This is a genomic window from Pseudomonas sp. NPDC079086 (assembly GCF_044542155.1).
Classification (GTDB): domain Bacteria; phylum Pseudomonadota; class Gammaproteobacteria; order Pseudomonadales; family Pseudomonadaceae; genus Aquipseudomonas.
Map to the genome: position 1 here is coordinate 1,128,108 of NZ_JBITTY010000001.1, position 16,426 is coordinate 1,144,533.

16 protein-coding genes are annotated in these 16,426 nt (G+C 60.9%); 1 reads left to right on the top strand and 15 read right to left on the bottom strand.

What is annotated here, in order from left to right; genetic code table 11:
- Nucleotides 1-58: 58 nt before the first annotated feature.
- The 15 genes from ACIGEK_RS05350 to ACIGEK_RS05420 form a co-directional block, all read right to left on the bottom strand.
- Entirely contained in the window at nucleotides 59-589 is a 531-nt protein-coding gene (locus ACIGEK_RS05350) for a type II secretion system protein N (RefSeq protein ID WP_397492292.1), read from the bottom strand.
- Nucleotides 590-654: 65 nt separating this feature from the next.
- A complete protein-coding gene (locus ACIGEK_RS05355) occupies nucleotides 655-2,451 on the bottom strand; it encodes a zinc-dependent metalloprotease family protein (protein WP_397492293.1) in 1,797 nt (598 codons plus the stop codon).
- Nucleotides 2,452-2,486: 35 nt separating this feature from the next.
- A complete protein-coding gene (locus tag ACIGEK_RS05360; protein ID WP_397492294.1) occupies nucleotides 2,487-3,164 on the bottom strand; it encodes a hypothetical protein in 678 nt (225 codons plus the stop codon).
- Between the two features lie 223 nt (nucleotides 3,165-3,387).
- Nucleotides 3,388-5,649 carry a type II secretion system secretin GspD gene (gene gspD / locus ACIGEK_RS05365; RefSeq protein ID WP_397492295.1) on the bottom strand — a complete coding sequence of 754 codons (2,262 nt, stop codon included), beginning with the start codon at nucleotides 5,647-5,649 and terminating at the stop codon, nucleotides 3,388-3,390.
- Between the two features lie 284 nt (nucleotides 5,650-5,933).
- The gene (locus tag ACIGEK_RS05370) at nucleotides 5,934-6,257 is read right to left on the bottom strand and encodes a DUF3392 domain-containing protein (RefSeq protein WP_090380340.1); all 324 of its coding nucleotides are present in this window, start codon (nucleotides 6,255-6,257) and stop codon (nucleotides 5,934-5,936) included.
- A gap of 30 nt (nucleotides 6,258-6,287) precedes the next feature.
- A complete protein-coding gene (hemW, locus tag ACIGEK_RS05375; protein WP_397492296.1) occupies nucleotides 6,288-7,448 on the bottom strand; it encodes a radical SAM family heme chaperone HemW in 1,161 nt (386 codons plus the stop codon).
- Nucleotides 7,445-8,041: an RdgB/HAM1 family non-canonical purine NTP pyrophosphatase gene (gene rdgB / locus ACIGEK_RS05380; RefSeq protein ID WP_397492297.1), complete on the bottom strand. Its 597-nt coding sequence runs from the start codon at nucleotides 8,039-8,041 to the stop codon at nucleotides 7,445-7,447. Before rdgB ends, hemW begins: the two co-directional genes overlap by 4 nt.
- Nucleotides 8,038-8,457, bottom strand: a complete 420-nt coding sequence (locus ACIGEK_RS05385; RefSeq protein ID WP_397492298.1) for a DUF4426 domain-containing protein — start codon at nucleotides 8,455-8,457, stop codon at nucleotides 8,038-8,040. The genes rdgB and ACIGEK_RS05385 overlap by 4 nt, the downstream gene beginning before the upstream one ends.
- A 38-nt stretch (nucleotides 8,458-8,495) precedes the next feature.
- Complete coding sequence (metW, locus tag ACIGEK_RS05390) at nucleotides 8,496-9,116, bottom strand: methionine biosynthesis protein MetW (RefSeq protein WP_339408942.1); 621 nt, start codon at nucleotides 9,114-9,116, stop codon at nucleotides 8,496-8,498.
- Nucleotides 9,117-9,118: 2 nt separating this feature from the next.
- On the bottom strand, nucleotides 9,119-10,258 hold the full coding sequence (locus ACIGEK_RS05395; protein WP_397492299.1) for a homoserine O-acetyltransferase: 1,140 nt from the start codon (nucleotides 10,256-10,258) through the stop codon (nucleotides 9,119-9,121).
- Between the two features lie 375 nt (nucleotides 10,259-10,633).
- A complete protein-coding gene (locus ACIGEK_RS05400) occupies nucleotides 10,634-12,616 on the bottom strand; it encodes a dynamin family protein (RefSeq protein WP_397492300.1) in 1,983 nt (660 codons plus the stop codon).
- A gap of 237 nt (nucleotides 12,617-12,853) precedes the next feature.
- A complete protein-coding gene (locus ACIGEK_RS05405) occupies nucleotides 12,854-13,150 on the bottom strand; it encodes a DUF167 family protein (protein ID WP_397492301.1) in 297 nt (98 codons plus the stop codon).
- A 13-nt stretch (nucleotides 13,151-13,163) separates the two neighbouring features.
- Entirely contained in the window at nucleotides 13,164-13,754 is a 591-nt protein-coding gene (locus tag ACIGEK_RS05410; RefSeq protein WP_397492302.1) for a YggT family protein, read from the bottom strand.
- A gap of 9 nt (nucleotides 13,755-13,763) precedes the next feature.
- Nucleotides 13,764-14,582, bottom strand: coding sequence for a pyrroline-5-carboxylate reductase (proC, locus tag ACIGEK_RS05415; RefSeq protein WP_397492303.1), 819 nt, complete (start codon nucleotides 14,580-14,582; stop codon nucleotides 13,764-13,766).
- Between the two features lie 37 nt (nucleotides 14,583-14,619).
- A complete protein-coding gene (locus tag ACIGEK_RS05420) occupies nucleotides 14,620-15,306 on the bottom strand; it encodes a YggS family pyridoxal phosphate-dependent enzyme (protein ID WP_397492304.1) in 687 nt (228 codons plus the stop codon).
- A gap of 63 nt (nucleotides 15,307-15,369) precedes the next feature.
- Here ACIGEK_RS05420 and ACIGEK_RS05425 point away from each other — a divergent pair, with 63 nt between their 5' ends.
- Nucleotides 15,370-16,404, top strand: coding sequence for a type IV pilus twitching motility protein PilT (locus ACIGEK_RS05425; protein ID WP_397492305.1), 1,035 nt, complete (start codon nucleotides 15,370-15,372; stop codon nucleotides 16,402-16,404).
- The last annotated feature ends 22 nt before the right edge of the window (nucleotides 16,405-16,426 follow it).

Here is a 16,426-nt window from a genome sequence, read left to right on the forward strand (position 1 = left end):
GCTGGCTTTTCATCAGCGCGGTCGAGGTTGTGCTGGTTGAAACGTTCACGGCTGCTGTTCAGTCGCGACTGACGGCTTGGCTGATCAGCGTTGCCGCGACGGGTGTGTGGACCGCTGTCAGCTGCTGGGTGGATTGGTCTGGGAAGTGCAGACTCTCGCGACGACCATGACGGCGTAGGGTGACGTGCTGGCGTTGCACGCTGTCGAGGACCACGCCTGGAGCGATGGTTGCGCCCACCATAAAACGCTCAGGAGCCTTGCCGGTTTGGCTGATGATGGCGCTGGAACGGCTGCTTTGTGGGTGATTGAAGGCTGCCATCAAGGTTAGTTGCAGGGCAGTGGCCGGAGCCGGGCCGCTACTGTCGAGTAGAGGGACACCGAACAATGTCGCCAACTGCTGCTGATCTATAACCGGTTGTACTGGGGCTTGCTGCACGGGCGTCAGGTTGACCGGGCTATGCAGTAAGCGCCAGAACGCCGCGCCCTGATAAGCCAGGCTGATACTGCCAGCCAGCAGAAGCAACAGACACAAGCCTGTGATCAAGTGTTCCGAGGCAACTGACTGGGCCGGTTGGCTGGGTTGCAACATAGAAACTCCTTAATGAAAAAGCCCATGGCTGCTAAGGCAGTCATGGGCTCGGGTACTACGGGTTCTTACAGCTTGCCGATGCTGACGTTGTCGATAAACAACGACTGTCCGCGTTGTGTGCCAAGGATCAGCAGATCGGCGCGGCGCAGGGTGCCGGCTGGCAGCTGTACCTCCTGCTGCAACTTGCTCCAGCTGCCACCACGGGTGGGGCGCTGGCCAAGTGGCAGGTACTGGCCACGACCATTGCCATCTTCGACATACAGGTAGGCATAGGCGATGGCGCTGACCGCACTGCTACGACCAATACTCAGGTCGGCCGAGACGCGATAACGATTACCGGCTTGGACATTGCCGAGCAGGCTGACGCTTGCGCCAGAGCCTTCGTACTGACGCTGATAGGCTTCCAGAGCCTGGCGGCTGCCGTTGGCGAACGTGCTGGCGCGGGCGCTGCCATGGAAGCCAGACCAGCCACCAATGCCGTTCTCGAAGTTCCAGCCGAACTGGGTCGGTGCCGGCGGTGTTGGTGGCGCAGCGGCCTGGACTTCTTGCAGTTCGACTTCATCAACCAGCAGGCTGCTGCCGCTGTCGCTCCAGATCGCCACATACAGATTGCGCACGTTGCTTGGTGTTTTATAAGTAAAGGTTTTTTCCAGGCGGCTGAACTCGTTGCCAGTTACGGACAGGCCTACCGTCTGCTCGGTGCTGTAAGTAAAGCGGCCGTCAGTGCTTTCCTGGAGGATCGCCACGCGCACGCTCTCACGGCTGTCACGGGCCTTGAGCATGGTCTTGGCTTTCAGACGATATTGCGCGCCGGCAGTCAGGCCGGTGACCGGTGTAGCCAGTACGTCGAAGGACTGTGCATCCATCTGCAGTGCGTTGTCGCGGCAGTTCAGTGCCACATTGACCAGGCTCAACTGCGCCTGACCGAACAGTGCACGCCAGCCTTGGTTGCTATTGAATTCGCCGTTGCTGACCAAACCCTTGAGTGCGGGTTTGCTGCACCAGGGCAGCTCGGCCGGTGGCGTGGTCGGATTGCCGGTGCCGGGGTTGCTGGTGACTGGCACCTGGGTGGCGCGGAAGGCGGCGATCTGCGTGGCCATGACGTTCAGCGAGCGCACGGCATCGGAACGATCGGGCATGCCGCAAGGCTGGTTGGCGCAGTCGGCGTCATTCAGCCGTGGGTTGGAAAATACCGGCGCCTGACGGCGTGCGCCGAAGACCTGTGGGTAGGCCATGATGGTGCTGAACTGGCCCTGGACGCCGTAGCCACGGCTCCATTCGTGAGTGCCGTTGTGGCCGTTGGCGTTGTAATAGCCTTCCTGCTGGTCCTGTTCGTAGGAGTGGCGCAGGCCCATATTGTGGCCGGCTTCATGGGCGAAGGTGCTGAGGCTGCAGTCGACACCCGTCAGGCCATAGGCCATTTCCTTGGCGCCGCTGTTGAAGCGGTCGCTGTTCTTCGTGCCCGTGCCCATCCAGGCGATACCGCAGACGCCATAACCCTGGCCCTGAGTTGTGCGGTTGATCAGCTGTACCACATCGGCGCCGTATTGCTCACGCAGGCGCTTTACCTGAGCGTCGTCGGTGAACTTGTTCAGTGTGGCGCTGGACACATCGTAGTAATTGGCCCAATCAAGCAGCTGCTTGTGCACCAGGCGCAGACGGATGTTGATGCCGCTCTTGGCGTATGCCGTGTTGGTGTATTCGATGTAGCTGGCGATGCGAGCGTCAATGTCGCGGCCGTTAGGCAGGGCCTGAGCGTCCTTGGTGTAGAGCACCATGATGTCGACGGTTTCGGGGTTGGCCTGAGCGCTATGGGCAGTCAGGGCCAGTGCGAGGGCGGAGAGCCATTGCACTTTTTTCATATCAGCATTCCTTGTGCGATGTTGGTTAACGGTGATCAGCCCTGAGCGGGCGGTGGCAGCGGGGCCAGTTCTTTATGGTCGTAGTGCAGGTGGTCATTGGGATCGGCCCGCATGACCAGCTGGTTTTCATCGGTGATCACCGTCTTGCCGGTGGCGTTATCGATGATGATCGACAGGCTGCCGTCGAGCGTGGCGACGGTGATATGGGTCTCCAGCGCGCCCTTGACCAGGGTCATGCTTTCCACCTCGTCGCCATCGATCAGGCTGCCTTGCCATACGGCGCTGCCGGCGGTGTTGCGGGTTTCGCCGAGAGTGGCGCGGGTTGGGCTGCTACGCCCCGGCAGTGCCAGGGAAACCACCTGACCGACCGCCAGGTTGCTGAGTTGCTGTGGGTCGACCTGGGTCAGGTGCTGAGTGATGCCGTTGCTCTCGGTTTCCTGCAGCGACTGGGCATCCCAGAGCGTGGCCTGCGCGGCGCTGCTGGTGGCCACGGGCGGTTTGGCCTGCAGGGTAGAGACGCCGCTGGCGCCTTGGCTGGCTGCTGGGCTGACAGGCGCGAGCGTATTTGCGCTAGGCGTGGGTGCTTTGCCGTCGGGGTTGTTGTTCGATGCCGCTTGGCTTGGCTTTGGCTCAAGGTCAGCCGAGAGCACGACCCCCAAGACGCCGCCGACAATGGCGGTGGCGACTGCGGCTGTAATCCAGCGTTTTGACATGCGACTGCTCCATTAGTCTGGAAAGTTGAAGTCGCGCAGTCTAGGTAGAGCCTTTGCGGTTATTCGCTATGCAGTTCACAGGCAGAGGGTATGGGTAGGGCCAGCTTGTTTAATTTGAACGCTGGTCTCATATGCAGGGTGTGCCACGTCTCGCTCGGAATGGGGCACAGTTCCAGGCTGCTCGGTAATCGCATTGCTGAGCAGCGTAGAAGTGGCTTTACGCTTACTCGGGCTGGGCGCTGGCGCCGCGTTTGGGCAGTTGTTCGGGCAGGGCGGCCAGGGCTTTGAGAGCCATCTCGCGGCTTGGGTAGCTGCCATAAAGCACGGCGTAGCGGATTTCCCCGGCTTGATTGCGTTCGGCCAGGCGCAGCGGCTGTTTCGGGTGGCGTTCGAGCAGTGCCTGCATAAAATCGCGGCTGCTGCCTTCGACCAGCTGAATAGTGTGGCGGCGCGCTGCAACCTTGGGTTTGCTTTCGCCGCCCCGGCCATCGCCCAGAGTGGCTGGGTCGACAGGTTTCGGCGTTTCGATCAGGGTCTTGCTCGGTTTTACCGGAATGGCTTTTGCCGGCTGGCGCAGGTCGGTCGCAGGTTCCTCAATACCCTGGCTGAACAAGCCATGGACCTGCTGCGGTAGGTGGTCGTAACCGTTGGCCTGGCCGAGCAGGCGCAGGTCGCGGTATTTACCCAGGCTCAGGTTGGCCAGGCCAACGCCGTCGCGCGCCACGCTCGGGCGAAGGAACACCATCAGGTTGCGCTTCTGCCGTGCTTCGCGGGTTGAGCGAAACAGACGGCCCAGGCCTGGAATATCACCGAGCAGCGGCACCTTGCTTTCGCTACTGGTGATGTCGTCCTGAATCAGACCACCGAGCACGATCACCTGGCCGTCATCGGCCAGCACGGTGCTCTTGATCGAGCGCTTGTTGGTGACCAGATCCACGGCCTGGGCATTCAATCCGGTGCTCGGGGCGATGGAGGAGATTTCTTGTTCGATCACCAGGCGTAGGGTGGCGCCTTCATTGATATGCGGGGTGACCTTGAGGGTGACGCCGATATCCTTACGCTCAATGGTGGTGAAGGGGTTGCTCGAGCCGGCAGCGTCGGTGGTGTAAGAGCCGGTCTGGAAGGGCACGTTCTGCCCGACCAGAATCTCGGCGGCTTGGTTGTCCAGGGTCAACAGGGTCGGGGTGGAGAGCAGGTTGCTTTTACCGTTCGACGAAAGCGCGGTGATCAGTGCGCCGAAGTTGTCGTTGCCGACGCCGATAATCGCCCCGTTGGGCAGCGCCGCAGCCAGTTCGCCGGGGTTTTCGCTGGCGATGGCGCCGAGCAGAGTGCCGACCGACAGGCCGGTATTACTGAAATTGACGCCGCCTAGGCCACCCCCGCTGCGGCCATCGATGGCCCATTGCACACCTAGGGCATCATTGATATCGCCGGACATCTCAACGATGGCCGCCTCTACCAGCACCTGAGCGCGGGGGATATCCAACTGGCGCACCAGGTCCTCGAACATATTGACGACATCGGCCTCAGCCATGATGACGATGGCATTAAGGCTCTCGTCGGCGCGAATCATCAGCTTCAGCGGTGCAGCGTTTTCGCTGCCCTGGCTTTGGCTCAGGTTGTCGCCGAAGTCGCCGAGGGTCTTTGCCATCTCCTTGGCATCACCATGGCGTAGGCGGATAACGCGGGTATTGGTCGATCGCGAGCTGGGTGTGTCGAGGCTCTGCGCTAGTTTTAACAGGCGCGCGCGGGCGTCGCTGGGGCCGAGCAGCAGCAGACGGTTGGCGCGGGTGTCGGCAATTACTTGTGCGCCGCTGGCCTGGGCGTTTTTCAGTGAACTATTGATCACCGCCGCCAATTCATGAACCCAGGCATGGCGCAGGTCATAGACGCTGAAATCGTCCTGATTCTGGCTGTCCAACTGACGGATGATTTCGTCGATACGGGCGATATTGGCCGGTGTGTCACTGATGATCAGGCTATTGGATGAAGGCACGGCTGCCAGGTGGCCATAGTTGGCCACCAGCGGACGGATCAGCGGCAGCAGGTCGTTGGCGGCGCCATGTTGTACCTGCAGTACACGCGTTTCCAGGTTGCCGTTGCTGCCTGCGGTGGTCTTGGCCTCGCTACTGGGAATGATACTCAGCTGATTGCCCTGCGGCATCACGGCGAAACCATGGGTGCTCATGACCGAGAGGAACAGCTTGTAGACCTCGGCGATATTCATCGGCTGCTGGGCAATCACCGTGACCTGGCCTTTTACCCGTGGGTCAATAATGAAGGTCTGTCCGCTGATGCTGGATATCTGCTCGATAAAGTCGCGTATTTCCGCGCTCTGCATATTGATGGTCCAGCTGTCCTCGCTCTGTGCAGGCGCTTCGGTCGACGCATTGGCCTGGCTGGTGATGCTTAGCAACAGGGCAGTGTGCAGCAGTAGCAGGCGGACTAGATGGCGCAGGGCAGGCGTGATCATAGCTAGGGGCATCAGTATGTGTGGCCGTAATGCACTGCCGCAGCTGACGCGAGGTCGGACAAGGGAAGGCTGGAGGCGCTGTTCGGACGGGAGAAAACGGCTGCAACCAGCACTGCGAGCAGTGTTGGGGACGCAAGGCTAATGAAAAAAGCCGGCTTGTGTTGAGACATGATGGCGATCTGCGATGATCGTCACAGTCAGTCGGCGATTTGTTGCCTGGGCGTGATGGGCGTCAGTTGGCTGTTGAGTCTGTAAGCGGAGCCTGAGGGCAGGCTCTCGATCAGTTCGCCAGCAGCTCAGCTGCGGTCGGCGAGGATGCCGATGATAAAGAACACTAGAATCAGCACTGGGGCCAACGTGAAATTGTTGAAGAAACCCAGGCCCTTGGCCAGGTAAGGCGTGGCAAAGACGATTAGCAGGCCGTAGCCGACGGCGCAGAGCAGCACAAAGATCAGCGTGCGGAAAATGAAGTTCATGCTGCTGGTGTTGCGTTGCACCCAGGCATTGATGCCGGGGCCGAACAGCACCAGCAGGGTGGCCATGATTGCCAGGGAAATATCGTAGAGGTGACTGCGGCTCCAGCGCGACAGGGTGACGATCAGGTCGAGTAGCAGGTCCATCAGGTTTCCTTAGCCGTGTGGGCGCATGCGTCAGGGTAGAAAGTGTTGCAGCAGGTCGTTGAGAAACAGCTGGCCTTCGCGGGTGGCACTCAGGCGGGCCGGGTCGCTGTGCAGCAGGCCACGTTGCTGGGCCTCGGCACGCGCTGCGGCGAGCTGACTGAGCGGTAGGCCGGTGCGCTGAGTGAACAGTTCGCTGGCGACACCGTCCGTGAGGCGCAGCACATTCATCAGAAATTCGAAGGGTAATTCATCGGCACTCAGGACGCGCTCGCCGGCGCTGAAGCCTTTGCTGCTGTCCAGGTAATCCTTGGGTAGGCGAGTTTTCCAGCTACGGCTGATGCTGCCGCTCGGGCGGCTGAGTTTGGCGTGTGCGCCCGCACCGATGCCGAGGAAGTCGCCAAAGGTCCAATAATTCAGGTTATGTCGTGCCGCTTTGCCGGCCTGGGCATAAGCGGAGACTTCGTACTGCGCATAGCCTTCGGCGGCCAGCAGCGCCTGGCCGGCTTCCTGGATGTCCCAGAGAATGTCGTCCTCTGGCATTACCGGTGGCTGGTTCCAGAACACCGTGTTCGGCTCAACCGTCAGCTGATACCAGGACAGGTGCGTCGGCCCCTGGGCGATGGCGATGCGCAGGTCGCTGAGTGCATCCTCGATGGACTGATCCGGCAGGCCATGCATCAGGTCGAGGTTGAAGTTGTCGAAACCGGCTGTGCGGGCCATGTCTGCTGCACGCACGGCTTCATCGCCGTCGTGGATGCGGCCAAGTGCGATCAGCTTGGGCGGCTGGAAGCTCTGCACGCCGATCGACAGGCGATTGATGCCGAGGCTGCGGTAGTCGCGGAACTTGGCCTGCTCGAAGGTGCCAGGGTTGGCTTCCAGGGTGATTTCGATATCGGCGGCAAACCGGACACGCCGCTCCACGCCTTCAAGCAGGCGGCCAAGCGCCTTGGCCGAAAACAGGCTGGGCGTGCCGCCACCGAAGAATATCGAACTCAGCGGACGGTTATGCACCTGCGCCAGGTCGGCATCCAGGTCGGCCAGCAAGGCGTCGACATAGGCCTCTTCCGGCAGGCTCGGTCCGGCGGCATGGGAGTTGAAGTCGCAATACGGGCACTTCTTCACGCACCAGGGGATGTGCACATAGAGTGCAAGTGGCGGTAGCGCGAAGCTCCCGCCGAACGCCGTGGTCATGCCAGGCCCAGCCGTTGTTTCAACAGGGCCATAGCGCGGGCGCGGTGGCTGATCTGGTTTTTCTCGGCGGCCGGGAGTTCAGCGCTGGAGCAGTCGCGCTCGGGCACCCAGAACAACGGGTCATAGCCAAAGCCTTCCATGCCTTGCGCGGCGTGCAGGATGCGTCCGTGCCAGAGGCCTTCGCAAATGATCGGCAGCGGATCGTCAGCGTGGCGCACCAGCGCCAGGCAGCAGACGAACTGCGCGCCGCGTTCTGCGTCCGGCACACCTTTCAGCGCGTCGAGCAGCTTGGAGTTGTTTGCCGCGTCGCCCTGACCATTGGCGTAGCGTGCCGAGTAAATACCCGGGGCTCCGCCGAGAAAGTCCACTGCCAAGCCTGAGTCATCAGCCAGCGCCGGCAGGCCGGAAAGCCGTGCGGCATTGCGCGCTTTGAGAATGGCGTTTTCGATAAACGACAGGCCGGTTTCTTCCGGCTCGACCATGGAGAACTCGCCGACCGAGCGCACGCGTACGCTGCTGCCGAGCATGGCCTGCAGTTCCTTGAGTTTGCCGGCGTTGTGGCTGGCCAGTACCAGTTCGTTGAAGTGCATCATTCGTCTGGGAAGAATTCCTGGTTGAAATCGAAACTGTGCGCGACGCCATCGGCAGCGCTAACAGTGATGGTGAAGCGCAGCATCTCGCGCTGGGTAAAGGGAAACTGCGCCAGGTAATAGATGGCGGCGCCCTCGTTAACCTGCTTGAAGGTCAGCGGGTGGCTGCGCCCGACTAAGTCCTTGACCTCGCCGCTGACGCTGGCACTGCTGGCTTTTCCGGCCTTGAGTACGGAGATGTTCACCACGCCTTGGGTCTTGCTGCGCACCAGGCCGCTGGCAGCGGCGATGTCCGGTTGCAGAAAGCCGGAGTTAAAGGCGATGTAGTGCACGTCGAGATCGCCGAAGGTCTGCTTGCGTTCAGCCAGCGCCGGCAGGCTCAGGCACAGGGCGATAAACAGTAGTGCTATGCGACGCATAAGGGTTCTCCAGATAGCAAATCTTGCGGGGCAGTCGTCTAGTTGGCGATCTGCACGTCTTCGGCTGTGGGGCCGCTGATCCGGTAAATGCCGATTTCACCTAATAGATTAGGCCAGATCCGACTGGCCCAGCCGTGCCGGTGGTCGCGGTCCACGGCCAGGCGATCCATGACTTTGGCGCCCTGGTTGTGGCACAGGTTTTCGAAGTCTTCGAAGGTGCAGAAGTGGATGTTCGGCGTGTTGAACCAGGTGTAGGGCAGAAAGTCCGACACCGGCATGCGGCCTTTGGTGGTGAGGTACCAGCGGCAGTGCCAGTGGCCGAAGTTGGGGAAGGTGATGATGCAGGTCTTGCCGACGCGCAGCATCTCCGCCAGCACCTTATCCGGGTAATGCAGGGCCTGCAGCGACTGGGTCATGACCACCACGTCGAAGCTGTTGCTGGCGAAGTTACCCAGGCCTTTGTCGAGGTTCTGCTCGATGACGTTGACGCCCTTGCTCACGCACTGGGCGATGTTGTCCGCATCGATTTCCAGGCCGTAGCCGAACACCTGCTTGTGTTCGGCCAGCCAGGCGAGCAACTCGCCATTGCCGCACCCCAGGTCGAGCACACGGCTGCCAGCGGGAATCCACTCTTGGATGATTTCGAGATCCGCGCGCATGGCTACACCTTAATCCGTTTCATATAGCTGTCGAATGCCTGCAGGTAGCGGGGGATCGGCATCAGGAAGGCGTCGTGGCCCTGGGGCGCATCGATTTCCAAATAGCAGACATTTTTCCGCGCGGCAGTCAGCGCATCGACGATTTCCCGCGAGCGTGCTGGTGAGAAGCGCCAGTCGGTGGTAAAGGACATCACACAGAAGTCGGCCGTGACGTGAGCCAGGGTCTTGGCCAGGTCATCGTCGAAGGCGGCCGCCGGATCGAAGTAGTCCAACGCCTTGGTCATCAGCAGGTAGGTATTGGCATCGAAACGCCCGGAGAACTCCTCGCCCTGGTAGCGCAAGTAGCTTTCCACCTGGAACTCGACGCTGTGGAAGTCGTAATTGAGTTTTTCGCTCTTCAGGCCACGGCCGAATTTCTCGCCCATGGCGTCATCCGACAGGTAGGTGATATGGCCGACCATGCGCGCCAGCATCAGCCCGCGTTTGGGGATCACGCCCTGTTCCTGGAAGTGTCCGCCATGGAATTGCGGGTCGGTAAGAATCGCCTGGCGCGCCACTTCGTTGAAGGCGATGTTCTGGGCTGACAGCTTGGGTGCCGAGGCAATCGCTAGACAATGGCGCACGCGTTCGGGGTAGCTGATGGTCCATTGCATAGCCTGCATGCCGCCGAGGCTGCCGCCGATCACGGCGGCCCATTGGCTGATGCCGAGGTTATCGGCCAGCCGCGCCTGGCTGTGTACCCAGTCTTCCACGGTCATTACCGGGAAGTCGGCACCGAAGGGTTTGCCGGTGGCCGGGTTGAGGCTGCTGGGACCGGTGGAACCATTGCAGCCACCGAGGTTGTTCAGGCTGACAACGAAGAACTTGTTGGTGTCGATGGGCTTGCCGGGACCGATGCAGCTGTCCCACCAGCCCGGTTTACGGTCTTCTGCGCTGTGGTAACCGGCGGCATGGTGGTGGCCAGACAGGGCGTGGCAAATCAGTACAGCGTTGCTTGCCGTGGCATTCAGCTCGCCATAGGTTTCGAAGATCAGTTGGTAGTCGGCCAGGCTGCGCCCGCAGGCCAGTGCCAGAGGTTCTGCGAACTGCAGCACCTGTGGGGTTACCAGGCCAACAGAGTCTTGGGGAAAGGCAGTCGACATCGACCCTGCTCGCAATAAAAGAAGGCCGCAGTCTAGGGTCTGTTCCCATTTCGTCGCAAGCCGCGTTGCTGCGCAAAATTTCGCCAGGCTAGGCGGAGGGCGCAGGTAATGGTTGTTCCCTTGCCAAGTCCTCCAACACCGCATGGCGAAATTTTTCGCGCAACCCGCAGGGCCGGGCCAGTTTTTACGCGATGCAGTGTTTCTCGACACTCATTTGGAACAACCAAACTTCGTGTCTCGTGCCTTGCCTCGCGTAAAAACTGGCTCCGGCGCGGCTGCGCACGAAACGGGAACAGACCCTAAAAGCGCCGCCCCAGGCGGCAAGCGCATGGGGCGGCTGGGGTGCGGCGGATGTGGCGGCGCTGAAGTCGAGGACTATTCGCCGATGCTGTGTGGGCGTGCAGCCCCTGGCAGGTTGACCACCTTGCCCTGGCGCTGCACGGGGGCTGGACGGCGCAGTATGCGCAGGATGTCGTTGGCTTGCGCCAGTTGCTGCTCCAGCTCGCCGCTGTAACGCGCCAGTTGCTGGCCACGTTGGCGCGCCTGTTGGGTTTCCTGGGCCAGGGCCTTGAGCCGCAGCATATGGGTTTCCAGCAGCTGCTTGTGCTCCAGGGTGTGCTGCATCAGCGGCATCAGCGCATCGCTGGCCCACTGCTCGGCTTCCTGGCGCATGCGCTGGTGCAGGCCGATCACTTCCTGCACCAGGGTGGCGAAGAAGCGTTTGGTCAGGCTGCGCTGTTCTGTCAGCAGGGTTTTCAGCTGCAGGCGGAACTGGTCGGCCTTGGTCTGCTGCTGCTTGAGTTCGCGCAGGTAGCGATTGACGTTGAACTGCGGTGCGTCGACGCCATGCAGCGGGTTCTCTTCATTGTGCCGACGGTAGATGGCCGCGACCATCTTGTTGGCCATCTCGGCTTCCTGCGACAGGTTGTGTAGATCCTGCTCCACGCTGCGGAAGAAATGCAGGATGGCCTGGTTGATACCCAGGGTGGTCCAGCTGCCGGTAAGGTTCTTGCGCACCTTGTTCAGGTGTTCGTCCAGGCGTTCACTGCGCGAGGCGTGACGTAGCAGGTCGCCCTGACGCTTGAGCAGGCGTTGGTTGGTTTTCAGGCCCAGCAGGCGTTTGTGGTGCTGGTTGTGATCTTCCTTGGTCTTGGCGGTCAGCTCGAAGAGCATCTGGCCATTGTCGTGCTGGTGGTTGCTCAGCAGCGCTTGCTGTTCGTTGACCTTTTCCAGGCGAAGGTTGAGCACGTGCTGGCTGTTCTGCAGTAGAGCCAGCACCTGATTGACCACGCGATCTTCGAGCAGGCGCTCTTTCTGCGCAATGATGCGTTCGCAGAGCAGGTTTTCCAGGTTGCTCATCTGGCTGCGGGCCAGCAGTTCGGGGTCCTTACGTACCTTGGCCAGCATTGCCTGCTTGGCCGACAGCGGCAGCACGTCCTCGACGCGGATGCCGAGTTGGCGTGCGGTGCTGGTCTGGATCTGGCGGATGGCGTTCTGCACAAAGGCTTCGCCGGCCAGGTCATCCCACAGTACGTCGATCTTGTTCAGCACGGCAAACAGGCTGGTCTGGGTGTCTTCATCAAGCTGGCGGATATGCTGTTGCCACACGGCCATGTCGCTGGCGGTCACGCCGGTATCGGCGGACAGCAGGAAGATGATCGCCTGGGCGCTGGGCAGCATCGACAGAGTCAGTTCTGGCTCGCTACCGAGGGCGTTCAGGCCCGGGGTGTCGAGGATGCGCAGACCCTGACGCAGCAGCGGGTGGTCGAAGTTGACCATGGCGTGACGCCAGGCCGGTACCAGCACTTCACCAGGTTTATTGGTGCTTTCCAGCATGTCCGGGTGAAAGCCCAGGGCAATGGCCTGTTCGACCGGCATGGGCTTGGTCCGCGCGACTTGGACAAAGGCCTGGACCATATTGTCTGGGTCGCTGAGGTCCAGCGGGATATTTACCCAGTGCCGCGGAATACGTTTGAACTGCGCCACGCTGGCCTCAGACACGCGGGTCTCAATCGGCAGCAGGCGGATATAGGAGCGCTCCGAGCGCGGATCGAAGAACAGCTCGGTGGGGCACATGGTGGTGCGCCCGGCCTGGGACGGCAGCATGCGCTGACCATAGGAGGAGAAGAACAGGCTGTTGATCAGCTCGGTCTTGCCGCGCGAGAACTCGCCGACAAAGGCCAGGGTGATGTGGTCAGTGCGCAGCAGTTTCAGCGCGCGCTCAAGCTTGGCTTCCACGGCCTCGGAGTTCAGCCGATTGGTCACCAGCCAGCTGCGATAGCGGGTGATTTCGCGCATCAGCTCGCGCTTCCAGGTGACATAAGCATCGACCTGCTGACTGAGACGTTCCATGCTCATCCTGGGCATTCCTCCGGTTGGCGCATCCATTGTGGGGCGACTGGGGCTATACGGCACCCAGGTTAAGTCGGGCACACATTGAACGATGCCGCAGAGCAAGCACGTGCGGCAGATAACGCTTTAAAGCCTGTGGAATTACGCCAGATCCACGACGTTCGTGGATTGACCTGTTTGGCATTATGCGGGTCGCAGCTATGGCGTCAATTGCATGTCGTCGCCCGCCCGCCTTATGGTCGGTCAGGGTGACTGGGCGGTCAGGGCGGCTTCATCTGGCAGGCGCTGCGGTTGTTTGATGCGAACGCGCTTTTGCCGGCTTTGCTGACCGCTTTCCAGGCTGACCTGGCTTTTGCTCACGGCAAATGCGCTGGCGAGAAAGGCCAGCAGTTGCGCATTGGCTTTGCCCTCCACGGGCGGCGCGGTGAGGCGGATTTTCAGCCGCTCACCGTGCAGTCCTGCGAACTCATCCTTGCTCGCTTTGGGCTGCAGGTGGCAGTCGAGGATCAGGTCGGCGCCGTCCCAGCGAAAGTGCCTCATCCGGCGCTCGCGGTCAGATCGCCAGGCTAAGGCCTTTATACATGCCGGTCATGATCGCCAAATTGCGGATCACCAGCATGTCGATCAGATTGAGGATTAGGAACGCGACAATCGGCGACAGGTCCAGCCCGCCCATGCTCGGCAGGATGCGGCGGATAGGCGACAGCAGTGGCTCGCAGATCTGATTGATCAGCATGGCGGTCGGGTTATGGCTGCCCTGGGCGACCCAGGACAGAATCACGCTGATGATCAGGGCGAAGAAGAACACCTTGAGGAACAACGCGGTGACGCCAATGATCGACCACACCAGCAGCTGCAGCGGGTTGTCCAGGCCATAGCCGAGCAGCAGCAGGGTCACTGCCATCAGCAGCAGTTGCACCAGAATCGCCAGCATCAGCGAGGCCAGATCCAGCCCGGCCAGGCTCGGGATTATCTTGCGCAGCGGCTTCAGCAATGGGTGGGTGGCGCGCACGATGAACTGGCTGACTGGGTTGTAGAAATCTGCCCGCACCAGTTGCAGGATAAAGCGCAGCAGCACGATCAGCAGGTACAGGCTGCCAATGGTCTGCAGGATATAAACGGCGGCGGTGTTGAGTCCGATCATTTTCGTTCCTTATTGGCCGAGTTGTTCGGCCAGCTCGGCAGAGCGGTGGGCGGCGGCGTTCAGGGCTTTCTCGACCAAGGCTTCGAAGCCATCGGCCTGGAAGCTCTTGATCGCCGCTTCGGTGGTACCGGCAGGTGAGGTTACCCGGCGGCGCAGTTCACTGGCATCGACATCGCTGGCCACGGCCATGCGTGCGGCGCCAAGGGCGGTGTGCAGGGTCAGCTGGGCGGCGGTATCACGCGGCAGGCCGAGTTTCTCGCCAGCAGCGGTCATGGCCTCGATCAGCAGGAAGAAATACGCCGGGCCGCTGCCGGACACGGCGGTGACGGCATCGATCTGCGCTTCCTGATCCAGCCACAGCGCCAGGCCTACGGCGCTGAGCAGCTGTTCGGCTTGCTGGCGCTGGGCCTGCGATACGTGTGCATTGCCATACAGGCCGCTAACGCCCTGACGCAGCAGTGCCGGAGTGTTGGGCATGCAGCGCACAATTGCACGTGGGCCGAGCCAGTTTTCCAGGCTGGCGCAGCTGATACCGGCGGCAATCGACACCACCAACTGCTGCTCGCTGATATGCGCGGCGAGATCCAGGCACACCTCTTTCATCACCTGCGGCTTGATCGAGAGCACGATAACGTCCGCGCCCTGAATGGCCTCGGCGTTGCTGGCAAAGGTTTCGATGCCATGTTCGGCGCTGATCTTGCTGCGCTGTTCGGCACCGCGGTCACTGGCGCGAATGGCGCTGGCGTCAATGCCCTGGGCACGCAATCCGCCGATCAGGCTGGCGGCCATATTGCCTGCGCCGATAAAGGCAATGCGGGGAGTGGTCATAACGGGCTTCCTTTAATAAGGCTGAAGGCAAATTCAATCAGCTAGTGCTGTAGTCGCGCGCGCCGAACAATGCGGTACCGATGCGCACCCAGGTCGCACCTTCGGCGATGGCGGCTTCCAGATCATGGCTCATGCCCATGGACAAGGTGTCGAGGTCCAGGTTCAGGTCTTGCTGCAGCTCGCGCAAGCGGGCGAAGGCGGCGCGTTGCTCCACAGGGTCGTCAGTGGGTTCGGGAATTGTCATCAATCCGCGCAGGCACAGGTTGGGCAGTTGTGTAACCGCTTGTGCCAGGGCTGGCAGCTCATCGGGGTTGCAGCCGGACTTGCTGGCTTCGCCGCTGACATTCACTTGTAGGCAGATGTTCAGCGCTGGTAAATGCGCCGGACGTTGATCAGACAGGCGCTGGGCGATTTTCAGACGGTCCACCGAATGCACCCAGGCAAAGTGCTCAGCGATGGGCTTGGTCTTGTTCGATTGGATGGGGCCAATGAAGTGCCAGGTCAGCGGTAGGTTGCTCAGTTCGACCTGTTTTTCCAGGGCTTCCTGCAGGTAGTTCTCGCCAAAATCGCGGGTGCCGGCGGCAAACGCCTGGCGAATTGCCTCGGCCGGTTTGGTTTTGCTCACCGCGAGTAGGCCAACAGTCGCACAATCTCGCTGCGAGGCTTGCGCCGCCTCACGGATGCGCACTCCGACCTTTGCAATATTCTCTGCTATCGTGGACATTACTTGCGCCCGCCGCCTGGGTTTTGCGGCATTCTACCTGCTTGTCTGTCATTAGGGAGTCCCATGGATATCACTGAATTGCTGGCCTTCAGCGCCAAGCAAGGTGCATCGGACCTGCATCTCTCCGCTGGCCTGCCTCCGATGATTCGGGTCGACGGTGATGTTCGCCGGATCAATTTGCCTGCGCTGGACCACAAACAGGTGCATGCGCTGATCTACGACATCATGAACGACAAGCAGCGCAAGGATTTCGAGGAATTCCTCGAGACCGACTTCTCTTTCGAAGTGCCGGGCGTGGCGCGTTTCCGGGTAAACGCCTTCAACCAGAACCGTGGCTCTGGTGCAGTATTTCGGACCATTCCGTCGAAAGTGCTGAGCATGGAAGACCTCGGTATGGGTGATATTTTCCGCAAGATTTCCGATGTGCCGCGCGGCCTGGTGCTGGTGACCGGGCCAACCGGCTCGGGCAAATCGACCACTCTGGCGGCGATGCTCGACTATATAAACAGCAATAAGTACCACCACATCCTGACGGTTGAAGACCCGATCGAATTCGTTCACGAATCGAAAAAGTGCCTGATCAACCAGCGCGAGGTGCACCGCGACACCCTCGGCTTCTCCGAAGCCCTACGTTCGGCACTGCGGGAAGACCCGGACATCATTCTGGTCGGCGAGATGCGTGACCTGGAAACTATTCGGCTGGCCCTGACTGCCGCAGAAACCGGTCACTTGGTATTCGGCACCTTGCACACAACCTCCGCGGCCAAGACCATCGACCGCGTGGTTGACGTATTCCCAGCAGAAGAGAAGTCCATGGTCCGTTCCATGCTCTCTGAGTCGCTGCAATCGGTTATTTCGCAGACGCTACTTAAGAAAGTTGGCGGCGGTCGCGTGGCCGCCCACGAAATCATGATTGGCACCCCGGCCATCCGTAACCTGATCCGTGAGGACAAGGTGGCGCAGATGTACTCGGCGATCCAGACCGGTGGCTCGTTGGGTATGCAGACCCTCGACTCCTGCCTGAAGACCCTGGTGTCCAAGGGCATCGTTAGCCGCGAAGCGGCGCGCGAAAAAGCTAAAACGCCAGAAAATTTCTAAATCGACAGTACCCTGCAGGCAC

Bases quoted from the DNA above. Each gene is read 5' to 3' on its own strand.
- proC (WP_397492303.1), bottom strand. From the start codon at position 14,582: ATGACCACTCCCCGCATTGCCTTTATCGGCGCAGGCAATATGGCCGCC.
- rdgB (WP_397492297.1), bottom strand. From the start codon at position 8,041: ATGATGCACTTCAACGAACTGGTACTGGCCAGCCACAACGCCGGCAAA.
- ACIGEK_RS05350 (WP_397492292.1), bottom strand. From the start codon at position 589: ATGTTGCAACCCAGCCAACCGGCCCAGTCAGTTGCCTCGGAACACTTG.
- ACIGEK_RS05395 (WP_397492299.1), bottom strand. From the start codon at position 10,258: ATGTCGACTGCCTTTCCCCAAGACTCTGTTGGCCTGGTAACCCCACAG.
- ACIGEK_RS05360 (WP_397492294.1), bottom strand. From the start codon at position 3,164: ATGTCAAAACGCTGGATTACAGCCGCAGTCGCCACCGCCATTGTCGGC.
- ACIGEK_RS05385 (WP_397492298.1), bottom strand. From the start codon at position 8,457: ATGCGTCGCATAGCACTACTGTTTATCGCCCTGTGCCTGAGCCTGCCG.
- hemW (WP_397492296.1), bottom strand. From the start codon at position 7,448: ATGACCACGGCGTTCGGCGGGAGCTTCGCGCTACCGCCACTTGCACTC.
- ACIGEK_RS05410 (WP_397492302.1), bottom strand. From the start codon at position 13,754: ATGATCGGACTCAACACCGCCGCCGTTTATATCCTGCAGACCATTGGC.
- ACIGEK_RS05370 (WP_090380340.1), bottom strand. From the start codon at position 6,257: ATGGACCTGCTACTCGACCTGATCGTCACCCTGTCGCGCTGGAGCCGC.
- ACIGEK_RS05355 (WP_397492293.1), bottom strand. From the start codon at position 2,451: ATGAAAAAAGTGCAATGGCTCTCCGCCCTCGCACTGGCCCTGACTGCC.
- ACIGEK_RS05425 (WP_397492305.1), top strand. From the start codon at position 15,370: ATGGATATCACTGAATTGCTGGCCTTCAGCGCCAAGCAAGGTGCATCG.
- metW (WP_339408942.1), bottom strand. From the start codon at position 9,116: ATGCGCGCGGATCTCGAAATCATCCAAGAGTGGATTCCCGCTGGCAGC.
- ACIGEK_RS05400 (WP_397492300.1), bottom strand. From the start codon at position 12,616: ATGAGCATGGAACGTCTCAGTCAGCAGGTCGATGCTTATGTCACCTGG.
- gspD (WP_397492295.1), bottom strand. From the start codon at position 5,649: ATGCCCCTAGCTATGATCACGCCTGCCCTGCGCCATCTAGTCCGCCTG.
- ACIGEK_RS05420 (WP_397492304.1), bottom strand. From the start codon at position 15,306: ATGTCCACGATAGCAGAGAATATTGCAAAGGTCGGAGTGCGCATCCGT.
- ACIGEK_RS05405 (WP_397492301.1), bottom strand. From the start codon at position 13,150: ATGAGGCACTTTCGCTGGGACGGCGCCGACCTGATCCTCGACTGCCAC.